The organism is Brevundimonas vesicularis (assembly GCF_900445985.1).
GTDB lineage: Bacteria > Pseudomonadota > Alphaproteobacteria > Caulobacterales > Caulobacteraceae > Brevundimonas > Brevundimonas vesicularis_D.
Map to the genome: position 1 here is coordinate 1,501,361 of NZ_UAQP01000005.1, position 21,059 is coordinate 1,522,419.

18 protein-coding genes and 2 pseudogenes are annotated in these 21,059 nt (G+C 68.2%); 12 read left to right on the forward strand and 8 right to left on the reverse strand.

The genetic code is table 11. The features are described from left to right. Positions 1-7 precede the first annotated feature (7 nt). Both DT343_RS07450 and DT343_RS07455 read left to right on the forward strand, forming a co-directional pair. Positions 8-1,051: a PepSY-associated TM helix domain-containing protein gene (locus DT343_RS07450; protein WP_112862317.1), complete on the forward strand. Its 1,044-nt coding sequence runs from the start codon at positions 8-10 to the stop codon at positions 1,049-1,051. Between the two features lie 187 nt (positions 1,052-1,238). Further along, positions 1,239-2,375, forward strand: a complete 1,137-nt coding sequence (locus DT343_RS07455) for an acyltransferase family protein (RefSeq protein WP_112862318.1) — start codon at positions 1,239-1,241, stop codon at positions 2,373-2,375. 29 nt (positions 2,376-2,404) lie between these two features. Here DT343_RS07455 and copD read toward each other — a convergent pair whose 3' ends face one another. The 3 genes from copD to DT343_RS18020 all read right to left on the reverse strand — a co-directional run bounded on the left by copD (position 2,405) and on the right by DT343_RS18020 (position 4,352). Then, the gene (copD, locus tag DT343_RS07460; protein WP_066551019.1) at positions 2,405-3,325 is read right to left on the reverse strand and encodes a copper homeostasis membrane protein CopD; all 921 of its coding nucleotides are present in this window, start codon (positions 3,323-3,325) and stop codon (positions 2,405-2,407) included. Between the two features lie 4 nt (positions 3,326-3,329). Continuing rightward, entirely contained in the window at positions 3,330-3,692 is a 363-nt protein-coding gene (gene copC, locus DT343_RS07465) for a copper homeostasis periplasmic binding protein CopC (protein ID WP_066551017.1), read from the reverse strand. 327 nt (positions 3,693-4,019) lie between these two features. Further along, positions 4,020-4,352: a chromate transporter gene (locus DT343_RS18020; RefSeq protein WP_082854037.1), complete on the reverse strand. Its 333-nt coding sequence runs from the start codon at positions 4,350-4,352 to the stop codon at positions 4,020-4,022. A 376-nt stretch (positions 4,353-4,728) separates the two neighbouring features. Here DT343_RS18020 and DT343_RS07475 point away from each other — a divergent pair, with 376 nt between their 5' ends. From DT343_RS07475 to DT343_RS07500, 6 genes and pseudogenes are all read left to right on the forward strand, one after another. Beyond that, complete coding sequence (locus DT343_RS07475; protein ID WP_066551015.1) at positions 4,729-4,965, forward strand: hypothetical protein; 237 nt, start codon at positions 4,729-4,731, stop codon at positions 4,963-4,965. A gap of 211 nt (positions 4,966-5,176) precedes the next feature. Next, the gene (locus DT343_RS07480) at positions 5,177-8,161 is read left to right on the forward strand and encodes a TonB-dependent receptor domain-containing protein (RefSeq protein WP_066551013.1); all 2,985 of its coding nucleotides are present in this window, start codon (positions 5,177-5,179) and stop codon (positions 8,159-8,161) included. 55 nt (positions 8,162-8,216) lie between these two features. Then, positions 8,217-9,002: a DUF4198 domain-containing protein gene (locus DT343_RS07485; RefSeq protein ID WP_082854036.1), complete on the forward strand. Its 786-nt coding sequence runs from the start codon at positions 8,217-8,219 to the stop codon at positions 9,000-9,002. Between the two features lie 84 nt (positions 9,003-9,086). Continuing rightward, positions 9,087-9,503: pseudogene (locus tag DT343_RS07490) on the forward strand (copper resistance protein B); the annotation flags it as partial. 16 nt (positions 9,504-9,519) lie between these two features. Then, the gene (locus DT343_RS07495) at positions 9,520-9,903 is read left to right on the forward strand and encodes a copper resistance CopC family protein (protein ID WP_066551011.1); all 384 of its coding nucleotides are present in this window, start codon (positions 9,520-9,522) and stop codon (positions 9,901-9,903) included. Positions 9,904-9,913: 10 nt separating this feature from the next. Beyond that, positions 9,914-10,141, forward strand: coding sequence for an ammonium transporter family protein (locus DT343_RS07500; protein ID WP_112862319.1), 228 nt, complete (start codon positions 9,914-9,916; stop codon positions 10,139-10,141). Between the two features lie 67 nt (positions 10,142-10,208). On the opposite strand, the gene DT343_RS07505 is transcribed toward DT343_RS07500, so the two are convergent. Both DT343_RS07505 and DT343_RS07510 read right to left on the reverse strand, forming a co-directional pair. After that, on the reverse strand, positions 10,209-10,508 hold the full coding sequence (locus DT343_RS07505; RefSeq protein ID WP_112862320.1) for a DUF7662 domain-containing protein: 300 nt from the start codon (positions 10,506-10,508) through the stop codon (positions 10,209-10,211). A 194-nt stretch (positions 10,509-10,702) separates the two neighbouring features. Next, positions 10,703-10,945 (reverse strand): response regulator transcription factor, encoded by a 243-nt coding sequence (locus tag DT343_RS07510; RefSeq protein WP_082503529.1) that lies wholly within the window; start codon positions 10,943-10,945, stop codon positions 10,703-10,705. 480 nt (positions 10,946-11,425) lie between these two features. Here DT343_RS07510 and DT343_RS07515 point away from each other — a divergent pair, with 480 nt between their 5' ends. The 4 genes from DT343_RS07515 (at position 11,426) to DT343_RS07530 (ending at position 18,458) form a co-directional block, all read left to right on the forward strand. After that, positions 11,426-11,911, forward strand: coding sequence for an RNA polymerase sigma factor (locus DT343_RS07515; RefSeq protein ID WP_112862321.1), 486 nt, complete (start codon positions 11,426-11,428; stop codon positions 11,909-11,911). Between the two features lie 10 nt (positions 11,912-11,921). After that, entirely contained in the window at positions 11,922-12,929 is a 1,008-nt protein-coding gene (locus DT343_RS07520; RefSeq protein ID WP_112862322.1) for a FecR family protein, read from the forward strand. A gap of 64 nt (positions 12,930-12,993) precedes the next feature. After that, on the forward strand, positions 12,994-15,951 hold the full coding sequence (locus tag DT343_RS07525) for a TonB-dependent receptor (protein ID WP_161638706.1): 2,958 nt from the start codon (positions 12,994-12,996) through the stop codon (positions 15,949-15,951). Then, positions 15,951-18,458: a S9 family peptidase gene (locus tag DT343_RS07530; RefSeq protein WP_112862324.1), complete on the forward strand. Its 2,508-nt coding sequence runs from the start codon at positions 15,951-15,953 to the stop codon at positions 18,456-18,458. Before DT343_RS07525 ends, DT343_RS07530 begins: the two co-directional genes overlap by 1 nt. Here DT343_RS07530 and DT343_RS17885 read toward each other — a convergent pair. The 3 genes and pseudogenes from DT343_RS17885 to DT343_RS07545 form a co-directional block, all read right to left on the reverse strand. Next, positions 18,459-20,003 (reverse strand): annotated as a pseudogene (locus DT343_RS17885) (asparagine synthase-related protein); the annotation flags it as partial. It abuts the gene before it with no gap. Continuing rightward, positions 20,000-20,692, reverse strand: a complete 693-nt coding sequence (locus tag DT343_RS07540; protein WP_055808242.1) for a lasso peptide biosynthesis B2 protein — start codon at positions 20,690-20,692, stop codon at positions 20,000-20,002. The pseudogene DT343_RS17885 and the gene DT343_RS07540, both read right to left, overlap by 4 nt. Next, positions 20,680-20,997: a hypothetical protein gene (locus DT343_RS07545; RefSeq protein WP_112862326.1), complete on the reverse strand. Its 318-nt coding sequence runs from the start codon at positions 20,995-20,997 to the stop codon at positions 20,680-20,682. The genes DT343_RS07540 and DT343_RS07545 overlap by 13 nt, the downstream gene beginning before the upstream one ends. Positions 20,998-21,059: the final 62 nt, after the last annotated feature.

The window sequence follows — 21,059 nt, forward strand, 5'->3', positions numbered from 1 at the left end:
GCCGGTGATGGGCGCGATCCGCACGCTCCACGCCTGGGCCGGGACCGCCCTCTCGATCCTGGCCGTGGTGTTGGGCCTGACGGGATCGTTGCTGGTGTTCGAGGACGACTGGATCCGCGCCACCGTCCCCGCCGCGCGCGCCGAGATCGATCTCGATGCCGCCCGTCTGGGTGCGGCGCTGGACCGGCTCGAGGCAGCCGAGCCCCGCCTCACCTCGGTGGTCCTGCCGGGCGGGGCGGTCGGCGTTCACCGGCTCTACCTGGCCGAGGACGGTTTCGGCTACGCCGACCCCGACGGCAAGGTGGTGGACCGCTGGTGGGGCCCGGCGCGAGCCGAGACATGGATCTTCGACCTTCACCACGAGCTGCTGGCCGGTCACACCGGCAAGCTGGTTGCCGGCGGCGCCGGCCTGACCCTGGCGGTGATGATCCTGACCGGCCTGATCGTCTGGATTCCCGCCTGGCGCGCCACCGGCTGGCGGGTCTGGCCCCGCTCGGGGGCCCGGCGCGAACTGATCGGCAGCCATCGCAATCTCGGCCTGATCTTCGCCATCCCGCTGGTCGTCTTCAGCCTCACCGGTGCGGCGATCGTCTTTCACGGCACGACCCAGGCCCTGCTGGGGGCTGTCCCGACGCCGCCGGCGCCGGTGGTCGGGACCGGGGACGTCGACTGGGCCCACGCCCTGACAGAGGCCCAGGCCCGCTTCCCCGAAGCGATCCCGCGCATGGTTGTCCGCCCCGCCGCACCGGGCAAGCCCGCCACGATCCGTCTGAAGCAGCCCGGCGAGTGGCATCCCAACGGCCGCACCACCGTGACCATCGATCCGGCCACCAGCCGGGCGGTCGCGACCTCCGACGCCAACGCCCTGCCGACCGGCGTCCGGGCCTACAACGCCTTCTACCCCCTGCACGCCAGTTCGGTCGGCGGCTGGCTCTATAGCGCGGTGACGGCGCTCAGCGGCGTCGCCATGGCGGCCCTGGGGGTGGTCGGCGCCTGGGCCTTCCTCGGAAAGCCCCGACGCCGCTCGCCTCGATCGAAACCGACCCGCTGAGGACAAGCGGGCGAGGGAGCGGAAGGGTTTGCCGGATTCCCGGGTCTTGCCCTCCGCTGGTCGCCACTCAAGGCCTGATGCACTCACACCGCCCCGCGCGAACCCCTACGCGCGACCACCGGCGGCAAGGCCTCGTTCACCGTGTCGGGCAAGCCTTCCTTGGCGCCTGTGGGGGGATGATGGCTGGATGACGGAAGATCCAGCACCCCCGGAGCGCCGACGCCCGCCGCCGATCGCGCGCGGCGGCTGGCTCGACCTTCTGCGTTTCGTCGTGGGGGCGATGATCGTCCTCTATCACTTCCGCGAGGCCGCTCCGATCCCCTTGCCGCTCTTCCATCCGGTCTTCGACCGCGGCTATCTGCTGACCGACTTCTTCATCATCGACTCCGGCTACGTTCTCGCCCGCGTCTACGGCGAGCGGCTCGCGAACCGGCGAATTCCGCTTTCCGTCTTCTACCGTCAGCGATTTCTCAGGGTGGTTCCGGCCCACATGACCGTCAGCCTCGCCCTGGCGGGGCTGGTGCTGACGGCGGCGATCCTGGGCCAAACACCCAGCCACCCGGAATGGTTCGACTGGTCCCGGTTTCCCGCCCAGTTCTTTCTGGTGCAGGCCTATGGGGTGCCGGGCGGAGAGGGATGGAACGCGCCGACCTGGACGCTCTCGGCGCTCCTGGGCTGTTACGTCAGCCTGCCCTTCCTCGCTCGCGCGGCGCGCGGCCTGTCCCCATGGCTGATCCTCGCTCTTGGGGTGGGCGGGCTGCTCGCCGCCAACCTGTCCGCCCACGCCGCCTTCGGGTTGCCGATCTACGAGATGCCGTTGCGCCTCGGCTTCCTGCGGGCCTTTCCGCTGTTCGCCCTCGGCGTCGCCGTGGCTCTGTTCGCCCGGCAGGTCTATTGCCCGCCCCGTCTGGCCGCCGGTCTGGGCGGTTCCGCCGTGGTCGCTGTGGCGGGTCTGCAGGCTCTGGGACCCCATAATCTGGCGACCCTCGGCCTCCTGACCGTCATCATCTTCGCCACCGGGGCCTTGCCGATTCGGAGCCCGTCCAGGCTGGTCGAGCACCTCGCTTTGATGGCGTTCGCGATCTTCCTGACCAACGAAGTGATCCGGATCGTGTGGTTCGGCGTGCTCGACGCCGTCGATTGGCGGAGTTGGAGTCCGTCAGTGCAATGGACCGCCTGGGCGGTCGGCCTGGCCGCGGCTTTCGGCGGCGCCGCCGTCTTCCGCTACGCCTTCGACCGACCGACCCAGGCCTGGTTCAATCGTCCGCAGTCGGGGTCGCGATCGACCTCCCCCGCGGCCAAGTCTCCCGTTCCCGCGCTGTAGGCCGATCCTTCACAAAAGCTCGGCGAGGTTCACATCATGGCGGCGGGGGGCGCCTGGGTGCCCATGATCGCCACGATCAGAAGCAGCAGGGCCGCCAGCACGGTCTCCAGCGCCAGGCTGCGCCGCAGGCGGCGCAAGGCGAGCGGACGGGCGTGATCGTCTTCGAGCGCCGATCCGAGATGCGGGGTCAGGACAAAGCGGTTCGAGGCCGCTAGGGCCAGCATGCCGGCGAACAGGACGAGTTTCAGGATCAGAAGAACGCCGTAGGGCGTCGTCAACAGGCTCCCGAGCCGGCTGAACCCGATCAGATAGGCGCTGTTCACCAGACCCGTGATCGTCAGCAGGACGACGGCGAGCGTTCCCAGACCGGCGAACCCCTCCAGGGCGGCGTGAGTCACCGGCGCGCCCGCCGCGTGCCCGTGGCGGGTCCGCAGCATCAGGAACAACGCGACCAGACTGCCGAGCCAGAGTCCGGCGGCGAGCGCGTGAACGACATCGGCGATCAGATGCGGCCAGCGGCCCGCGCCTTCCGTCGCCGCGCCGTGACCGGTCCAGGCCAGGCTGGCGCTGACCACAGCGCCGACGACGGTCAGCACGATCCAGCCGCCGCGTCCCGGTTTCAGACTGATCAGCAGAACGGCGGCCAAAAGGGCCATCGCCGCGCGAACCAGGAAGCCGACGCCCAGGCCCGTGCCGAATGCCACGTAGGACAGCGACTCCGGCTTCAGCGCCTCGGTCAGCGATCCCGCCATCACGGCGGTTTGGACCACGAGGTTGGCGAGAGCAGCCAGGACGGTCGCCACGGCGGCGACCAGCAGCGTCGTTCGCGGCCACCTTTCGGCGGCCGCGTCCGACATGGGCATCCTGAACGCGAAGAACAGGGGGACGCCAAACAGCAGGACGGCGCCGATGTACTGCCCCAGCCTCAGCAGGACGACCGTTGTCTCCATCTGATCAGCGGACCGAGAAGTTGGTGGACCCCGTCATCCGGTGCCCGTCCGGAGACGCCACCCGCCAGTTGACCACGTAGGCCCCGGCCGCCAACGGCCTCGCCGGAGCGCCCGAGATCGTCTTGCCGTCCTCGGACACCCGTGTCTGGACACGGATGGTCGCGCCCGCCGCATTGACGAGATCGAAACCGGAGAAGGCCGGCGCCACGCGCTCGCTGAAGGTGAGGCTGATGGTGCGCGGCGCCGCGACCGCAGCGCCGGCGGCCGGCGTGGCGCTCACGAGACGCGCGTGTGCATCCGCCTGACCGGCGACCAGGGAAAGCGCCGCGACGGTCGCGGCGAGCGATGCGATTTTGAAACGGGTCAACTCAAACTCCTAGGAAGGGACGCCCCTACTGTCTCTTACGCGGCACGCGCCCCCGCCCCTCACGAAATGAAACTGAAGCCGGCCGGCCCCCGACAAAAACACTCGACGGCGGGTTCATCCACAAACTCGGCTTCAGGGATTTAAACCGGATCAGTTGGTGGCGGCCGGCAAGCAGAGACACATCTACCAAGGGAAGGCCGGACAAAGTGAGTCACGGTCCAGTCGCGCTTCGGCACAGCGGGTCCGCTCAACCGCTGTCACCGGCAGGGCGCCGGTCTGGACGACAACGCCTTGTAGAGGCGCCGCCGCGTCGCAGACCGCAGGTCGCTAAGCGCCGCCTCGCCGATCGCCTAGACGCGGAACTCGAGCATCACGCGAGAATTCGCCGATTACTGCTCGTCGGCGCATAGTCGAAAGTTCATGCGCTTCGGGGCCCACCAGCGCCTGCGTAAACGCTAGCAGTCGGTTCAACCGGTCACTGGATATCCCGCGAGCCTTACCCATCAGTTCGCAACGCGCCATAACGACAGGCACCACAGGCCCGCCGCAGACTGTGAACCCGATCCTCAAGAATCGAAGGAACAGGGCGCCTGAGAACCACGCGGGGTAGAGGCTGGTGCGCCACGGCGCCTGCGCTATCCGACCTGCCGGTCTGCACACATTGGTTTGGGCTCTCTTCCGACGAAGCGCACCGTCTCCGCTTTCAGATCGACTTCAGCTGCGAACCCTGCCGAACCCGAGCCTACTTCTGCGGCGCGCCATCGGCGTCGTCTGCGCCGTGCGACCGCCAGCCTAGGTCACTAGACGCCTTCGGCCGAAGACCGCCGATGATCCGTTCGATGCCGCAGAAGCTTAGTCGCACTCGGTTTTGCGCCGCCGTCGCAAATCACCCGCCAACGGATCATGCCTTCCGTACCCCCATTTCGGCGACGCCAGCGGCGAGGGTCAACCTTGAGGGGTGTTTGGTTTGAACCGTTCCCGAAACGTCGGGTAAGCTGAAACCATCGTCACCCAGGCTCGCAGTTGGAGCAGTTTCTTGACGGCGCTTTCGGACACCATCCAGTTCACAGTCATTCGAGGCGAAGGCGATTGGCGCGTCCTCCGCGATGGCCGAGACGCCGGCCACTTCGATTTCAGCGTCGACGCCATCGAGTCAGCCCTGGTCCGCGCTACCACGTTGATCGAAAAGGGCGAGACCGTCGAAGTCTTCGTCCAGGACGCGGCAGGCCAGCTTAGACAGGTCGATCCTGTCGGTGGCGAGGTACTGCACTAACGTCCTCGACCGTCGTCGAGCGCCGATATCCGGTCTTCTGCACCTCTTCGAGCAATCCCCACCGGCTTGGAAAGCGTTGTTCGACGCGTCCGAGAGCTCCGACCATCCCGGTCGACTGAAAAATTCGCGACATATGAGGGAAGGGAGGAGACGCCGCGTAGTCAACAAAGAGGGGCCGCGATTTGGCCGCAATGTCGCTAGGGGGAAACCATTGGCCAATAAGTTTTTCAGGAGCCGGCTCGTCGCCTCCTCTGTCCTGACCGGAATCACGATCGTGGCGACAGCGACGGCCCTGCCTGTCGCGGCGCAAAACCGTCCCTCCTCCGAGACATCGTCATCCGAACCGGCCGCAGAGCTGGAAGCTGTTGTCGTCACCGGGTCTCGCATCGCCCGACAGGACTACATCGCCAACAGCCCGATCGTGACCGTGACCCAAGAGGATTTCCAGGCGACGGGATCGGTCAACATCGAGAGCTTGATCAACGAATTGCCGCAGTTCACGGCCTTGGGCAACGCGGCCTCTAACAGCCCAAATCTGGCGGGCCAAGCCAATGTGCAACTCCGTGGTCTTGGATCGACGCGAACCCTCGTTCTTCTCGACGGGCGCCGGATAGTCCCATCCAACGCCTCGTCGGTCGTCGATCTCAACCTGTTGCCCACCCCCCTGATCGCTAGCGTCGAGACGATCACGGGCGGAGCCTCCTCGACCTACGGATCGGACGCGGTGGGCGGCGTGCTCAACTTCCTGCTCGACCGCCGCTTTGAAGGCTTCAAGCTAGACGCTCAGTACGGGGCCTCCGACCAGGGCGACGCGGAGGCGGAGGCGGTCAGCCTAACGCTCGGCGGGGACTTCGCCGAGGGACGGGGTCGCGCTGTTCTTTCGGCCAGCTATTCCAACCGGGCGTCCGTGCTCAACGCCAGTCGCTCTTTCTCGCTCATCGGCGGGTTCGCCGGCACCTCGCCGCTCGGGTCGACGGTGTTCGACGCCTCAAACTTGCCGACAGCCGCCGCCGTCAACGCCGCCGTTTCCGGCGCTGCACGGGGCGATACGTTCGGCTTCAACAACAACGGAACCTTGTTCACCTATCAGGGCGCGCGCGATTACGTGAGTCCCGGCGGTATAGACTATGAGGGGTTCCGCAAGCCGGGTCCGTTGCAGCAGACGGACTTCACCTACAGCACCGTTGATCGCAACTATCTGATTATTCCCCAGACCCGGTACAATGTGTATGCGGCCGCGAGCTACGAGCTCACCGAAGCGGTCGAGTTTTACACGGACGTCTTGTTTTCTCAGTATCAGGCCGGCAACCAGCTCGCGTCCAACCCGGGTACCGGCCCCACTACGGGCTTCCGTATCCCATCTACCAATCCGTTCATTCCTACTGAACTGCGCGGTGTCCTCAACTCGCGACCCAATCCGGCCGGGAGTTTCCGCCTCGACAAACGATTCAACGAGCTCGGTCCGCGCCGCCAGAACGAAAATTACAGCGTCTACCAGATCACCACGGGCTTACGCGGCGATCTGGTCGGTCTGCGCGACTGGACCTACGACGCCTACTTGACCTATGGCCGGGTAGACAACGACACCAATTACACTGGCTATCTCTCTCGCTCCGCCATTCAGCGGCTCCTGGAGGCGTCAGACGGCGGCGCGTCGCTCTGCACCGGCGGTTTCAACCCCTTCGGCGCCAATCCGTTGAGCGCCAGCTGTATCGCCTATGTCAGCCGGGTGCCGCGCAATAAAACTACGAACGATCAGCGTGTAGTGGAAGCCAATCTGCAGGGTGGGCTGTTCACCCTGCCCGCCGGCGAGGTGCGCGCGGCTGTCGGCGCGGCCTACCGAGAGCAGAACTACGACTTTTCGCCCGACAACCTGCTGATCAGCACCTTTACCCTTAACGGCGTCACCGGACCTGAACTGGCCGGCAACTCCGGCACGCCGCTGTCGGGATCGGATACGGTGTCGGAACTCTATGCCGAGGTACTGATCCCGCTGCTCGCCGACCTGCCGTTCATTCGCCAGCTTGAGACCAACCTCGGCTACCGTGTGTCAGACTATGACACCATCGGACAGGTCGCGTCTTACAAGGCGGACCTCAGCTGGGAGGCGATCGACGGGCTGCGGCTGCGCGGCGGTGTGCAACGCGCGGTGCGCGCGCCCTCGATCGGGGAGCTTTTCGCCGCCCAGAACCTGAGCTTCCCGTCGATCGGCGTACCCGTGTCCTCGACCGGGGTGCGGCAGTTCTCCGGCGACCCCTGCGACATCCGCGGCGCCTATCGCGCGCCCGGCGCCGCGAACGCCGGCCAGGTGCGGAGCCTCTGTCTGGCGCAGAATGTCCCGGCGCAGGTGATCGACTCCTACACCTTCTCCAACTCGCAAGTGTCGGGCGTAACCGGCGGGAATCCCGACCTGCAGGAGGAGACCGCGGACTCCTTCACGGTCGGCGCGATCTTACAGTCGCCGTTGTCTAGCGCGTGGCTTAGCGGCGTATCCGGATCCATCGACTACTATGACATCACCATCGAGCAGGTGGTCGGCACGGTCTCGACGACCGAACAGCTGCGCCGCTGCTACAATCAGGACGGCGTCTCCAACCCGACCTACGATCCGAACAACGTGTTCTGCCGCCTGTTCAGCCGGGATCCGAACTCCGGCCAGATCACCAGCACGTTCGAGACAAATGCCAACCTGGGCACGCTGAAGACCAAGGGGATCGACTTCCAGATCGACTGGCGGCTCGATCTGACCGACATAGGCGCACCAGACTGGGGCGCCCTAGCCCTCAACGTCACTGGCACCCGGCTGCTGGAATGGGAGCGGCAGGACATCCCGGGCGGCCCCTACACCGATCGCAAAGGCACCGTTTCCAACAGCTTCGGTCTAACCCTCCCGGAATGGAAGGCGCTCTCGACCCTGAACTGGACTCAGGATCCGTGGACCCTCGGTCTGCGCTGGCGTTACCAAGGCGAGGTCGAGAACTTCAACAATCGGAGCCAAGTCATCGACGCCATCCACTATTTCGATCTGAACGCTGGATTTGAGATCAACTCGACCGTCTCACTTCGCGCGGGCGTCAACAATCTGACGGACGAACAGCCGCCCGTCTATGCGCCCGCGATCGCCGCCAATACCGACCCGTCCACCTACGATCTGGTCGGACGCCGATACTACGTCGGACTGACGGCTCGCTTCTGATCCCACCGATACTCGGCGCGTCCTGCTGAAATCACGCAAAAGAAGGCCCCATCTCATGAACACTCGTCTGATGCTGACCTTGGCCACGAGCCTCAGCCTCGTCGCCGGCGGCGCGGTCGCCCACGACTTCTTTCTCATCCCCGAGCGCTTTGTCGGACCGGCCGGACAACCGCTTATCGTTCACGCGACCTCGTCGTCAGATTTTCCCGCTCTCAATGTCGGTTCGCCGCTGGCGCGGGTCGGAGAAGCACGAGCGATGGTGAACGGCAGGCCCGCCCAAGTCGCCGTGGACGCCCATCGGCAATCCCTCCGTTTAACCGTCTCCAGCGCCGACGAGGGCATGGCCGCGGTCACTCTTCAGACGGTTTGGGGCGAGTCCAACTGGCGCCCTGACCAGGTCGAGACCTACCTTGACGAGCACCCGTTCTCGGCGGAGGACATCGCGACAGTCCATCGTTTGCTTCCCGCTGGCGCGACGCTCCAGATCCGATCGCGCCGCCTAGCGAAATCTCTCGTGTGTTTCCAGACCTGCACCCCGATCCCGCAGGGCCCAACGGGTTTGGAGGTGGAGTTTCTGCCGCTGTTCGAACCGGGTCAATCGATGCCCGCCGGCTTTCAGCTGATCAGAAACGGTGAGCCGTTAGCGGCGCACCCCGTCACTATCCGTTTCGGCCCTCGCGAACGTCGCACGGTCGTCACCGACGCCGACGGCCGGTTGAAGCTTCAGGATGGCGTGAGCGGCCCCATCATGCTGGTCGCGGTAACTATTGACGCGCCGTCGCAACCCGGAGAGCGGTTTGTCACCAACAACGCGACCTTGACCTTCAACGCGCCGGTCTAGGTTGATGCCCCTGGGCGGTGGTCCTCGTCATCATCATCCGAGGCGCTACAGCCGGCTGTGACGCCCTTTTGAGACCTCCAGCCCGGCGTGCGCCAGGACTTCCGCCTCGAGGGCGATGATACGACGCATCTGGTTCTCGGCCTTCAGGGTCTGGCGCCCTACTGGTGGGAGATCGACGCCGCCTCCTTCCTGTCGACCGAGGGGAACCTGACCGCTCGTGTCGAGGCCGAATACGACCAGCGCATCACCCGGCGCTGGATCCTCCAGCCGCGCCTCGAAATCGACGCCTCCGCCAGCGACATTCCGGAACTGGAGCTCGGTTCCGGTTTGTCCTCGGTCGAAGCGGGCCTGCGTCTCCGCTATGAGTTTTGTAAGGAGCTCGCCCCCTACGTCGGCGTCGAATGGAGCCGCGCGCTCGGCGATACCGCCGACTACATCAAAGCCCGAGGCGGCGAGATAGACGACACACGCTTCGTCGTCGGTCTCAACGCCTGGTTCTAACCGAAGGAGATCATTGATGATCCGCACCCTCGTCCTCACCGCAGCCCTGGCCTTCGCCGGAGCGGCCGCCGCCCAAGACCCGCACGCTGGCCATGCCATGCCGGCTCAAGCCGCCGCGCCGCAATCGGGCATCGTCACCGTCCCTGCCGATGGCGCCATGACATCCGGTTCGCCCGAACGCTTCAGCGTCACCTTCCCGCACGCGATGATTTTGAAGACCGTGACCCTCACCGCCGAAGGACGTGCCCCGGTCGTCGTCAACGCCCCTGCCGCGCCGGCCGCCGCGACCGTCAGCGTGGCCCTGCCCCGCCTCGTGGCGGGCACTTACAGGGCCGCCTGGACGGCGGAAGGCGCGGACGGGCACAAGATGTCCGGGTCTGTCAGCTTCATGGTTCACTAGGAGAACGACGATGCGAGTTTCCAACCTGCTGGCCGCCGCCGGCGCGATCCTGGCCCTGAGCGCTGGAGCGGCCCTGGCCGCCGAAGGCTGCGACTGTTGCAAGGACATGGCCGCTGACGCCGCCATGAGCTGCTGCGACAAGATGAAGTCTGACGCTTCGCCGCCCGCCGAACCCGCGCCGCCCGCGCCGGCGCCCTCGGATGCTCCGGCTCCCCAAGGTCACGCCGACCATAACTGACCGGCCGATCTGAACCGCTCCGGCAGGCGCTCCGACTGATCGGAGGTCTGCCCGGAGCGGACAGGCGTCAACTCTCGGTCTTCGCCGCGCTGAGCCGCGCCTCGCTCCCTGGGGCGCCGCCTGCCGCAATCCGGATGAAACGGACGGTCTCGGCCCGCGTCCGCGGTTCAGCGACGAAACCCGCCTCGGCGAAGGCGAGATGCTGGGGCATCGGCGCCCTCGCCGTATCCACGCGCCACCAAACCTCCAGCGACGCCGCCTTGGGCAAAATGCCGCCGACGATCCGCTCGATGTCCCGAAAGGACAGGTCCACCTCGGCGCTCTTCTGACGTCGGAGAAAGGCTGCGAGCGGCGCGTATTTAGCCATCTGGGTGTCTTGCTCCACTGCTGCCGGGGGTCAAGCCCGGCTGGCGCGCTTGGGCTGGCCGATCTAGACTCGCCGGCGGCGGGTTCCGGGAACGATAGGCGCCGATCAAGAGCCAGGGGACGTGCAAACGTCGGCGGCGATCGGCGGCGAAACGCCGGGCTTCATCACAGAAGTTCCTGGCCCGCCCCCTCCCCTCATCCCGGGTCGATCAGACCTTGCCGGACCGCCGAGGCGACCGCTTCGATCCGGGTCCGGACCCGGAGTTTGGAGCAGGCCTTCTCAAGATAGCTGTCCACGGTGCGGGGCGACAGCGACAGAATGATTCCGATGTCGGAAGAGCTTTTCCCGCGACAGACCCATTGCAGACATTCCTGTTCGCGCGGGCTCAGGGTGACCGCGTGCGATCCACGGCCCGGATCTTCGGATACAGCTTCCATATTACACCACCGGTTGTCCGACTCCCTCCGTACACGGCGGGTTCGCGCCCGGGCAACGTCGATGAATTGCGGGTCGCCCGCAGGTTTCTTGCGGGACGGAAGCCTCCCCGCCGGTTGAACCGCAGACAGGTCGCGACTACAGCGGGGCCGTCGGGCGCCGCGAGATAGGCGCACAGCCGGAGCCGGGGTTCGTCGCTGACGGAGGCGGCGCTGCGCGCTGAAGTAACGGGCCTCGTTCGCAGAGGATTCCAACGCCCGACCCCTCCCGCTTGCGTCGGGATTCCGTTTAATTCATGCTCGCCAGGCCGACCTACGCGTCGGCAGGGGCTTGGAATCCCCTGTGCGATATCTTCTTCGACGACCCACGCGCGGCGTGGCTGTCGCTGACCGGATCACCGTGTCAGGCGTGTGAGCGCCTGCGCCCGGCTGTCCGTTCGCGCCCCGGATTCCAGCCGTCTGAATTGCGGTCGGAGAGGCAGGGTGAGCGAAGCGAAGCCATTGCATGCGGAGGTCGGCGGCGGCCTGGACGGCCTGTACCGCCGCTACGCTGCGTGGTTGAACCGTCGCCTCCGGGCTCGGATCGGTCCGGACGATGCGGCCGACGTCGTGCAGGAAACCTATATCCGCATCGCGCCCTTCGCCGACGGCGGGATCGCCCATCCCCGCGCCTTCCTGCTCCGGGTCGCCCTCAATCTGGTGCGCGATGACGCCAAACATAGGCGCCGTCGGCCAAGCGACGCCGACCTCCAATCCCCCGAATCCGAAGGCGCGCCCCAGTTCGATCAGGTTCTGCTCGCCCAGATCATACGATCCATGCCGCAACTCTACCGCGACGTCTTCGTCTTGAGCCGCTTTGACGGTATGACGTATCCCGAGATCGCCAAGGAGCTCGAGATCAGCGTCAAGACGGTGGAGTGGCGGATGGCCAAGGCGCTCGACTACTGCGCGCTGCGGCTGGACCTTTAGGCGAAGACTGATGACGACCGAGGCTGACGCCGACATCAGACGCAAGGAGACCGCCGACTGGTTCGCGCGGCTCAACCAGCGCAAGGTCACCACGGCGGACGTGAAGGCCTTCAGCGCCTGGCGACGGGACTCCAGGAACGCCGAGAGCTTCGACCGCATGCAGGCGATGTGGGACGCGAGTCGCACCCTGGCCGACCAACCCGAGATGGCCGCGCTTTCGGCGGACGCCCGGACCCGCGCCGCCTCCCGCCGCAGGGCCCGCCCCCGCCTGCTCGGTGTTCTCGCCCCCGTCGGCGCCGTCGGCGCCGCGATCGCGGCCCTGTCCGTGGGCTGGTGGTTGTGGTCAGCGCAGCAGCCGACCCCCTATCTCACCCAGGTCGGCGAACGCCGCGTCGTTCAACTGGCCGACGGCTCGACGATCACGCTCGACACGTACTCCAGGATCGACGTTCGCCTGACCGGGGGCCGCCGGCTGGTCACCCTCGTCACGGGCCAGGCCCGGTTCGACGTTGAGGGCGACCCGGACCGGCCGTTCGTCGTCAAGGCCGGCGACACCGAGGTTACGGCCTTGGGCACGAGCTTCGACGTCCGGCGCTTCGGGACGGGCGCACGCGTGGTGCTTGTCGAGGGCCGGGTCGATGTGCGCGAGGGCGAACAGGCGGACCGGCGCTGGTCGATGCAGCCGGGACAGCAGCTGGTGACGTCCGTCCCCCGACCCCGGGTGGTCACGACCGATCTACCCGCGGCGACCAGCTGGGCGGCGGGCCGACTGACCTTCCACGAAACGCCGATCGGCGTCGCCGTGGCTGAGGTCAACCGCTACACCCGTCATCCGATCGAACTGCGCGCCGGGGACATTTCCTCCATCCGGGTGAGCGGGGTGTTCGACGCCGGCGACGTCGAGGGTTTCGTGGCGGCGCTGCGCGACCTCTATCCGCTCACCGCCGAACGGGCCGAGGACGGTCATGTGGTGCTTTCGGGCGCATCGAAAAATAATCTGACCCCGGACTTAGGGTAAGGCCCGCGACCGGTCGTCTCCTCCCGGTCCCGCATCAATGCGGATAAGAAACCGGGGGAGACACATGAGACAGGGCTTCACTTCAACGGCGCTCGCGGCGCTTCTGATGGCGTCGGCGACGCCGGTCTGCGCCCAGCAGGCCGAGTCCGCGCGTCGCTTCGACATCCCGGCAGGGCCGCTGGCGCGCACCCTCCCCGCCTTCGCTCGCCAGAGCGGTCAGCAGATCCTCTATCCGAGCGCCCTGGTGGCGGACCGGGCCTCGGCGTCACTTTCGGGCGACTATTCCGTCGAGACGGCGCTGGCGCTGCTCCTGCGCGACACCGGCCTGACCTATCGACGGAGCCGGCCCAATGTGTTCGTCCTCATCGACCCGTCGCAACGCGCCGAGGCCGAACAGCTGGAAGCCGTCCAGCTGGACGAGGTCGTCGTCACGGGCAGCCTGCTGCGCGGGGTGCTCGACGGCCCCTCGCCGGTGGTGGTTGTCAGCCGCGACCAGATTGATCGCGACGGCCACGCGACCGTCGCTCAAGCCCTGGCGGCGCTGCCGCAGAATTTCGCAGGCACCGCCAATGACGCCACCCTCAGCAACGGCGGCGACCGCAGCGGCACCAACGCCAACTACTCCAATGGGGTGAACCTGCGCGGCCTCGGCAGCGACGCGACCCTGGTGTTGGTCAACGGCCGGCGGATCGCCGGGACCGGCTCCAAGGGCGATTTCGCCGACGTCTCGTCGATTCCGACGGCCGCCGTTGAGCGGATCGACGTCCTGCTCGACGGAGCCTCGGCTCTCTACGGCGCCGACGCCGTGGGCGGGGTCATCAATGTGGTCCTGCGTGACGACTACGACGGCGCCGAGACCAGAGCGCGCTACGGCACGGCCGCCGACGGCGCCTTCTCCGATGTCCTGTTCGCCCAGACGATCGGGCGGCGATGGGGCAGCGGCAGTCTTATGGGCGTCTACGAATACCAGGACCGCGAAGCCCTGCCCGCGGCCGAACGCGATCGCGCGGGTGACGCCGATCTGCGCCGCTTCGGCGGATCGGATCGCCGACTGAACTACAGCAACCCCGGCAACATCATGGTGATCGACCCGGCGTCGGGCGCCTATGTCTCCGCCTTCGCCATCCCGGGCGGTCAGGACGGGACCAACCTGGCTCCGGGCGATTTCCTGCCGGGGCAGGAGAACCGCACCAATCAGCGGTTCGGCATGAACGTCTTTCCGCGGCAGACCCGCCATATCGCCTATCTGGCGGGACGGCAGGATCTCGGCGGCCGGCTGACCCTGTCCGGCGACGCGCGCTGGGCCCGGCGCGACTATGAGACCCGATCGTCGCCGATCGCCACGCTGCTGACCGTCAACCGCAATAACCCCTTCTTCGAATCCCCGACGGGCGCGAATTCGCACCTGATCGCCTATTCCTTCGCCGGTCAGACGCCCAACCCGGTGCAATCCGGGGAGGTCGAGACCCTGTCCGCGACGATCGGCGCCGATCTCGACCTGGGCGGCTCGTGGCGGTTGTCGAGCTATCTCGCCTACGGCGCGGAAGAAGCCGGCTTCGGGTCGTCGGGCACGCTGCAATCGACCTATCTGCGCGAGGCGCTGGGCGCCTTGGCGGACAATCCGGCCACGGGCTACAGCGCCGCCAGGGACGGCTTTCTCAATCCGTTCGGGGCGGGGAACGTCAATCCGCAGGCCGCGCTGGACTTCATCACGGGCGGCTGGACCCATCTGTGGAGCGAGAGCCGCATCACCACGGCGAACGTGATGCTGGACGGCGACCTGTTGGAGCTGCCCGGCGGCCCGTTGAAACTCGCGGTCGGGGCGGCGCTCCGGCGCGAGAATTTCGACCGCAAGGTGGACAGTTTCACCTCCGGCATCGCGCCCGTCCTGGGCGCGCTGAACGCCAGCGAGCGCGACGTGGCGGCGGTCTATGCGGAGGCGCGGATTCCCCTGTTCGGGGCCGGCAACAGCCGTCCGGGACTGGAACGGCTCGAACTGTCGCTGGCGGCCCGGTTCGAGGACTATGGCGATGTCGGTCAGACGACGAGCCCCAAGGTCGGTCTGGTCTGGGAACCCATGGCGGGCGCGCGCCTGCGGGCCAACTACGGCCGGTCCTTCCGGGCGCCGGCCCTGCGCGAGGTGAATGACGCGGCGACGGCCAGTCCCTCGATCCTGCCCCGCGGACCCAACCAGATCCTGACCATGATCCTGTATGGCGGCAATCCGGATCTGGAGCCCGAAACCGCCGACACCTGGACGGTTGGGGGCGATTTCGAGCCCGCCTCGGTTCAGGGTCTCCGGATCAGCGTCAACGCCTTCCGCACGGATTTCGAGAACCGGATCGGGCAACCGGCTCTGGAGAACATCCTCACCGCGCTGAGCGACACCACCCTGAGCCCGTTCGTTCGGATCATCGATCCGGCCAACAACGCCCAGGATCGCGCCGACATGCAGGCGATCCTCGATTTGCCGACCACCAACCTGCGTGACCTGTTCCCGGCCACCGATTACGGCGCCATCGTCGACGCCCGCTACGTCAACACCGCCAGCGTCCAGGTCCAGGGCGCCGACCTCACGGTCGCCTACGCCTTCGCGGTCGGCCCTGACGCCTTCGATCTGACCAGCAGCCTGACCTGGCTGGAGCGCTTCGACGCCCGGGCCACGCCCACCTCCCCCGTGGTCTCCCAGCTGGATCGACCGAACTATCCCGTGGGCCTGCGGGGTCGCACCCATCTCAGCTGGACGAGGGGCCCGCTCACCCTCGGCGGAGCGGTGGATCATGTCTCCGACTACGCCGACACCTCCGGGCGTCGCATCGGCTCCTGGACCACGGCCGATCTTCAGGTGCGCTATGCGCCGGAGACGGGTCCGTTCGCCGGGACGGCCGTCGCCCTGACGATCCAGAACCTCTTTGACCGTGATCCGCCCTTCTACGACGCGCCCGAAGGCGTGGCCTATGACGCGGCGAACTCGGACGTCATCGGCCGCTACGTCTCGCTCCAGCTGACCCGGAGCTGGTGATGCACCGCACAGTTCTGATGCTCGGCCTTGCGGCCGGGCTCGCCTTCGCTTGTCCCGCGCTCGCCCAGTCCTCCGGCCCTTTCACCATCGACGCCCTGCTGCGTCAGGAGAGTCTCGGCGATGCGCGCGTCAGTCCGGACGGCCGCTGGATCGCGCTGGAACGCCGGGCGCGCTACGACCGCGCGCCCTCCTACAAGCTGTCCAGGGACACCGACCGCCTCCTCAGCGCCGTCCAGATCGTGGACGCGCGCTTTGGCGAGGTCGTCCGCACCCTGGAGACCCCGGACCATTCCGCCGGCTATACGGCTGGACGGTTCTCGCCCGACGGTCGCCGGCTGATCGTCTACGAGCTGACGCCGGACAGCTGGCGGCTGGGCGTCCTGTCGCTCGAGACCGGCGCGGTCCGTTGGACCGCGCTCGCGCCGGAAGACCCGCGGCTCGGGCTGACGGCGCTCTGGCGAACCGTCGACGAACTGCTCGTCGTCGTGCAGCCGGGCGGACAGCTGCCCGAGATCGCCCGCACCGGCTTCCAGGCCCAGGACCGTATCGCGGCGCTCTGGGCGGCGACAGCGTCCGGCCGATCCGTCGGCGGCACCTTCATTCCGAGCGGCTCGGCCCGCGACACCCGCGAACATCGCCCACCGTTGTCGCTCCTCCGCCTGGATGTGCGTAGCGGCGCGCAGACGCCGCTCGCCGCGGGTGCGATCTTCGATCTCGCCCTGTCGCCGGACGGCGCCCGTATCGCCGTGCTGGAGGACCGCGAGGATCTGCAGCCCGATCCCGATCGCCCGGTCCTGGTCGGCGACCCGATCCGCCGACGCGCCCTGCGCCTGATCGACATCGACACCGGCGCCGAAACCCGGATCGACCCCGCTCTCGATTACGGCCCCTATCTGATGGCGTGGAGCCCCGACAGCCGTCGGCTTCTCGCCTTCGCGCGCCACGTGGGCCAAGCCGGCTTCGAGCGGTCCGGCGCCTATGTCGCGATCGGGCTGGACGGCTTGGTCTCCAGGTTCGCGGACAAGCCGGCGACGGAGCGAAGCCCGTGGGACGAACCGGTGGCGCTGGGCGGCTGGCTCGGCGACACGCCCGTGCTCCGGGTCCTGGATGACGCCGGCGTCGCCCAATGGCGCGTGCCGGGCGGTCTCGCGCCGATCCCGGCCCAGACGGGCGATCGGCTCGTCGACTGGAACGGCGAGACCCGTATCGAGCGCGGCGACCGGCTTCTGTCCCTGAACGGAGGCCCGGACGTCGCCGGCCGGATCAGCGACCTCGGCGAGGCTCGCGACGCCGGCTTCCGCGCCGCCTATGTGCGCGAGGCGACCCCCGGCCGCACCCTGATCAGCGACGGCTGCGCCAAGGCCGCGATCGACGCGGCGCCGGTCTGCGTCTCGCCGCTGGAACCGGATGAAACCCGCGTCGCCTCCAGCCCTGACGGCGCCTTCGTCGTCGCCCGTCAGGACTCCGCCGACGGATCCGCCCGTTTCCGGCTCCATCGCGCCGACGCCGGCCTGACCCTGGCGGAGATCAACCTCGATCGCGCGACCTTCGACTGGGGCGAAATCATCGAAGTTGCGCACACCGGTCCTGCCGGCCAGGCGCTGAAGAGCTGGCTGCTCCTGCCGCCGGGATTGCCGGAAGGGGTCAAGGCGCCGCTGGTCGTCGAGGTCTACCCCGGCCGCGTCTCGTCGCGTCCGCCGTCACCGCTCACGCGCCGCTCCGCCATGCTCCAGAACAATCCGGCGGTCATCGCCGGGGGCGGCTATGCGGTTCTCTATGTCAGCCTGCCGAACCCGCCGGATGGGCGCTGGTCCGGCGCGGCCCTTGCCGCGCAGATCGACGCCATCGCCGATGCGGCCGGCGCCACTGGCCGGGTCCGGGCCGACCGCTACGCCCTGCTCGGTCACAGCTACGGGGCCTTCAATGTGCTCAACGCGGCGCCCCACAGCGACCGGGTCGCGGCGGTGATCGCCTCCAACGGCTACGCCGACCTGATCAGCGCCTTCGAACTGCCGCCCTTCTTCCGCTCCGCACCCGACGAGGGCGTGCCCATCGGCCAGCTGTCCGGCTGGGCGGAGACAGGCCAGGCGGCGATCGGCGCCTTCCCGGCGGACGCCGCCCGCTATGTCGAGATGAGCCCGCTGTTCTCGGCGGCGGACCTGCGGGTGCCGGCCCTGCTGATCGAAAGCGATCTGGAGCGGCCGCGCATGGGCAAGTTGTTCGGCGTCCTCTACCGACTAAACCGGGACGCGGCTCTGCTGACCTACTATGGCGAGGGCCATGTGCTCGCCAGCCCCGGCAACCTGCGCGACCTACACGCCCACATCCTCGACTGGCTGGCGCGCTACCTCGGTCCGGCGACGCGCGATCCGACCCTCCCAGTGGCGCGCCCAGGCCTCCAGGACGGCGGCCAGCAACGGGGCGTTGGCGCCCTCGCGCCAGAGCAGGCGGGCCGGGTCGAGATCAACCTCGAGCGTCGCCCGGTCGAGGACGCCCTGGGCCGCTAGTCGTCCCTCCAGGAGGAAGGCGGCGAGCGCCGGCGCGCTGTCCCGTACGACCTGGCCGTAGAAGTGGCTCAGATCGCCCTTGTCCCGCCGTTCGGCGATCAAGGGCGGCAGGCGCTCCGAGAAGGCCAGGCGGGCCAGGCCCCGGTCCCGTTCGCCCAGGGTCAGCCGGTCGGACGGCACGCCGAGGCAGTGTTCGACGACCGGCTGACTGAGGAAGGGATTGAGCAGCGGGGCCTGGCGCGCCCTCAGACAGTCCGTCCAGAACAGCTGACAGTTCACGAACCGCTCCAGCTGCCCCCGCTTGGCGGGCGCAAGCTCGGCCGCGTCGTCGAGCCACCGGTGACGCGGCCCCGATCCGGTCTGCGTCCGGCCGCGCACCGCCAGTCGGCCGACGGTCCAGGCGGAGTGGCGGGTCCAGCGGCCCACCGCCGCCAGATAGGCCGGATTGAGGGCGCGCAAGCCCTGGCGGCGGAACCGGTCGGCGGCGACGAGGGGATCCGGGGCCTGGAAGAAGACGCTGTCGCCGCCCTGTCCCGTCAACAGGCCGTCGGCGCCCAGCGCCGCCAGTCGGCCCGCGGCGTGCCGATCATAGGCCGGGTCCACCCCTTGGAGGGCGGGACGGAGTCCGGAGGCCAGGGTGGTGAAGTCCGCGTCGGAGATCGCCTCGACCGGCTTGCGAACGGTCTCGAGCGGAACGCCGCTCAGCGCCGCGGCCGCCTCCGCGTAACGACGCTCGTCGCCTTCGGCGTCGTCGCCATAGTAGTTGATGAAGACCGCGCGCTCGGCGTGCCCCGTCGCCCTCAGGCTTCCCGCCACGATGGCCGAGTCCAGTCCCCCGGAGAGTTCGGAGACCACCCGGCGACGCGAGCGCATGGTGCGGTCGATGGTGCGATCGACGACCCGCACGAGAGCGTCCGGGGCGTCGTCGGCGCCCCGACGGACGAAGTCGGCCGGCCGCCACAGGGGTTCGTCGGGAAGGTCTTGGTCCGGCCGGCTCCAGCAACCGGAGCCGACCGGCGTCAAACCTTGGAGGGGCAATCCGTCGGTCAGAAGCGAAGGCGTCGCCAGAAGGGCGCCCAGTTGTGGCCAGTCGATCGCGAGCGTGTCCGGCAAGACGGCGTCGAGCGCCGGCGGAGGACAGTCGGTCACCAAGGTGACGGGACCTCGCCGCCACCACACCACATCCACCGCTCCGGTCGGATCCCGCACCAGGTTCAGGTGGCCGTCGCGATCTCGCCAGACCATCAGATAGGCGCCCCAGCCTTCGCTCATGAGGCCCGCGCCGAGCGGGCGTCCTTCGGGGAAGCGGCCTGCGATCGCGGAAGGATGCGCGCCCTCCCCGCGCCATTCCCCGATCAGGGCATGGGCGCGATGAACCTGCGCGACGGGCCATGGGAAACGCGGTCCGGTCAGAATCCTCAGACCGAAGCCGTCGAGCCGCAGGGTCCAGCCGCTCCGCAGTAGCGCCGCCAGGGCCGCCTCGACGGCGGGATCGCGGGCGTCCGCGGCGTCGGCGACGAGGAGATAGCCGGCGTCGCCGCTCATCGCACCATGATCGGCGTGTAGGCCACGAGCCGCTCCACATCATCGTTGAGACAGACCTCGCCGACCTGCACCCAGCAATGGGCGGTGAACGGACACAGGCGCACGCCGAACACCCAGTCGGCCCGAAGCCCCTGACGCCGGAGAAAACGGACCAGCAGCGCCGACCGGACGAGGCATTCCCCCTCGATCGGCAAATAGGCCATCAGGGTCCAGAACCGCCGACCGGCCTCGATCGCGGCCATAGGGTCGTCACGAGGCTCGGCGCCGCCCAGACTGACATAAGGCGACAGGCCGGCCCCGCGCCGGGCGGCCCGCACCTCGTGCATCGCGCAGAGCCCCGGGATCAGGTCCCGCATCAGGTCCAGACGCCCTCCGGCGTGGATCACGGAACGCACCGGGCGAGCCGGCGGAACCCGGGGCTTCGGCGAAGGCTCCGCTCCGATCAACCCCGCCGCGATCAGGGCCGAGACAGGGCCGTTCATCCGGACGAGACCGCCTCCCGCGAGCCGCCGGCACAGGGCGGCGCCGTCCGGCAGGCAATGATAACCGTCGCCGCGCACGTCGAGCAGGACGGCGTCACCACCGACGCAGGCGTGGTGAACGTCCGGCGCGAAATACAGGCGCACGGCAGGGGCGGCGGCGTCGCCGCCGTCGCCCCCCGTCGGAGCCGTCGCGCTCAGGCGGTCCAACGCTCGACCGGGATCAGCTCGCGATTGCCGCTGGGCTGGTCCGCCCGCGTCTGCTCCGCGGCCCCGCCGATGCGGGCGACCGAGGGATCGACGTAGGTGTAGATCGGGTTGAGTTCCCGATTGTGCCCCGGGCCGTCGGCGCGGGTCTGCTCCACCGCGGAACCGAGCCCGACGATCTGGGTCGTGGACGCGTCGTCGTAGAAATAGAGCGGGATCAGCTCCATCTTTTCGACGCCGCCGCCGGCGCGGGTCAGTGCGCTGGCGCAGCCGAGCCCGATCAGGCCCGGAAGGGGATTGGTCTTCATGTCGTAGCCTCCTTGAACGGGGCCAAACGCCCCGCACCCTAAGCCAGCGCCCGCGAGGCTCT

Coding starts and splice junctions, on each gene's coding strand:
- DT343_RS07530 (WP_112862324.1), top strand. CDS start 15,951: ATGCACCGCACAGTTCTGATGCTCGGCCTTGCGGCCGGGCTCGCCTTC.
- DT343_RS07455 (WP_112862318.1), top strand. CDS start 1,239: ATGACGGAAGATCCAGCACCCCCGGAGCGCCGACGCCCGCCGCCGATC.
- copD (WP_066551019.1), bottom strand. CDS start 3,325: ATGGAGACAACGGTCGTCCTGCTGAGGCTGGGGCAGTACATCGGCGCC.
- DT343_RS07450 (WP_112862317.1), top strand. CDS start 8: ATGGGCGCGATCCGCACGCTCCACGCCTGGGCCGGGACCGCCCTCTCG.
- DT343_RS07520 (WP_112862322.1), top strand. CDS start 11,922: ATGACGACCGAGGCTGACGCCGACATCAGACGCAAGGAGACCGCCGAC.
- DT343_RS07485 (WP_082854036.1), top strand. CDS start 8,217: ATGAACACTCGTCTGATGCTGACCTTGGCCACGAGCCTCAGCCTCGTC.
- DT343_RS07545 (WP_112862326.1), bottom strand. CDS start 20,997: ATGAAGACCAATCCCCTTCCGGGCCTGATCGGGCTCGGCTGCGCCAGC.
- DT343_RS07510 (WP_082503529.1), bottom strand. CDS start 10,945: ATGGAAGCTGTATCCGAAGATCCGGGCCGTGGATCGCACGCGGTCACC.
- DT343_RS07525 (WP_161638706.1), top strand. CDS start 12,994: ATGAGACAGGGCTTCACTTCAACGGCGCTCGCGGCGCTTCTGATGGCG.
- DT343_RS07495 (WP_066551011.1), top strand. CDS start 9,520: ATGATCCGCACCCTCGTCCTCACCGCAGCCCTGGCCTTCGCCGGAGCG.
- DT343_RS07505 (WP_112862320.1), bottom strand. CDS start 10,508: ATGGCTAAATACGCGCCGCTCGCAGCCTTTCTCCGACGTCAGAAGAGC.
- DT343_RS07500 (WP_112862319.1), top strand. CDS start 9,914: ATGCGAGTTTCCAACCTGCTGGCCGCCGCCGGCGCGATCCTGGCCCTG.